The organism is Deltaproteobacteria bacterium (assembly GCA_012522415.1).
Classification (GTDB): Bacteria; Desulfobacterota; Syntrophia; order Syntrophales; family JAAYKM01; genus JAAYKM01.
Genome location: JAAYKM010000158.1, coordinates 1 through 2215 on the forward strand (window position 1 = coordinate 1; position 2215 = coordinate 2215).

The following is a 2215-nucleotide window of genomic DNA, read 5'->3' on the forward strand; positions in this document are numbered from 1 at the left end:
CCTCAAGGTCTCCCAGTAGGAATGGTCATCCGTGGGGAAGATCGAGGTCATTACGGTTTTCCCTTGGGGGGCCATGCTAGGATCGAAATTGAAGATTCGGATTCCCATGTGGTCGCTCGCTTGGGAGTCATCGATTTTGATCGGAGTCTCCAATGGAAATACCGTCGTATGAGGTATTCCCTCGAAGGTCCGGCCCACGCCCAAGGACACCTGAACGTAGGATGGAAACACCTTAGATTGATCATAATGCCGCTGGATCTTACTGCTGACGTACTTCCCCTCCAGCATGTCATAGATCGTGCAGTGACCGTCTGCTGCGGAGATTACAATATCTGCACGATGAACCTCACCATTTGCCAGTTGAATCCCCTTGGCCGTATCGTTCTCAACGACAATCTTACTGACTCTTGCGTCGTAGTTGACCTTGCCGCCCAGCTTCAGGCACGTGTCTTCGATTCTCCGGGCAAAGTCCAATGAACCACCGATGGGATAGCCGGCGTTTTTCTTGTGCCTCCATGCCTGTGTGAAGACCAGAAACAGGGCAGCCATTTCAGGCAGGAACATATATAGAAATGTTTTTCTGAGCAGAGGATCTGTGCATTGATCCGCAAGATCCTGAGCCGTCATCCCCATCCAGTACTTCATGTCTTTGAAATACGGCAAACACTTGAGCAGAAAACTGAATTTGTCCAGCAATGAACAGGTTTCCGGTGCTTTTTCCAACGGAAGTTGGAACGTACTGAATTTCCGAACGGCGTTCGTAAACTGACGGATGAGTCCTGCATCAGCAGGAGCCTTTGACGACATCTCCTCTTGCAATTTGTCAATGTCGCTGAACACCCGGATATACCTTCCTTCCTTGTCCTCCACTCTCATCGCCTCTTCAGGTTCAACGAACGTGATGGTCTTCATGTCGATAAGTTCATTCCACAGAGAATAGAAGGGGTCTGAAGGATTGGAGCCGACCAACCAGTGAATACACCCGTCGAACGTATAGTCCCCCCGTTTCCACGCTGTACATAGCCCTCCGGGCAGACTGTGCAGTTCGAAGATCTCGGTCTCATAACCGTTCATCTGGAGATAACACCCGGCTGAGAGACCGGCAATACCGGCACCGATGATATTAACCTTTTTTTTCATTTGCGAAATCTCCTGTAATTCCGGACTCATTTTCAGGGAAATCCTAACATTGTCAATGGCCCAAAATTAGGGGGATGGGCCACCCTAAGAATTCCTCGCAATGGCAGACGCATCTTATTTTGACTTATACACCCTGACGTAATCGATATAATATTTTTGCGGGAAAATGGAATCGTCTATGCCTTTTTGTGCGCCCCATGAGCCGCCGATCGCGAGATTCAAAATAAGGTAATGTTCCTTGTCATACGGCCAGACCGCGTTTCCCGTCCCTTCGTTTTTGAATGTAAAATATTTATTGTCATCGATGAAAAAATCTATACGGTCCTCAAACCACTCGATCGCGTACACGTGGAATTTCTCATAAGGCTTGTCCACTTCTATATTCCTGCCTTTACCCGTCCCTTTGACGTGGTTGTAGTCCTGCGTGTGAATGTTGGCGTGTATCCTGTTCGGGTCGAAACCTACATTTTCCATAATATCAATTTCGCCGCATGTCGGCCAGCCAACCTGCCTCATATTCGTTCCGAGCATCCAGATCGCCGGCCATGTCCCTCTGCCGGTCGGCAGTTTCGCACGGACTTGAACGCGGCCGTAACGCCAGCTTGCTTTGCCAAGCGTAATCAGACTGGCCGATGTATATTCCGCAAACTCCGGCCGCCTTGCTCGTGAGCCGGGATTGTAAGCGGGATTCGGGAATTTTTCTTTTATCGCTTCGATAATCAGCATGCCGTCTTCAACGCGGGCGTTTTCTTTGCGCGCCTTTGTATAATATTGCGATTCCTGATTGCGGATAAACCCGACTTCATAATCCCACCTGTTCGGGTCCGGCAGACCTGCATAGTCGAACTCATCAGAAAACACCAGCTCCCACTCGGCAGCAGAAGCGGCAGAAAACAACACGCTCAGCGTCAGTAGAAAGATTGTTGCAGCGCGGCTCATTTGATTACCCTCATTAGTCGTTTATAGTAACCGGGTTTTCAATACACTCTTGAAGAACAAAATTTTCCAGTTCAACACCAGTAGAGTTATTTTTGACTACTTCATAAGTATGTGGTATAAATTCTATGAATAATCG

Annotated in this window: 2 protein-coding genes; both read right to left on the reverse strand. The window is 48.5% G+C overall.

The window, feature by feature from the left end; translation table 11 throughout:
- Positions 1-1140, reverse strand: a 1140-nt coding sequence (locus GX147_11265) for an NAD(P)/FAD-dependent oxidoreductase (GenBank protein ID NLN61248.1), incomplete at its 3' end; no start/stop codon positions are given.
- Between the two features lie 114 nt (positions 1141-1254).
- Positions 1255-2079, reverse strand: a complete 825-nt coding sequence (locus GX147_11270; GenBank protein ID NLN61249.1) for a glycoside hydrolase family 16 protein — start codon at positions 2077-2079, stop codon at positions 1255-1257.
- Between the last annotated feature and the right edge of the window lie 136 nt (positions 2080-2215).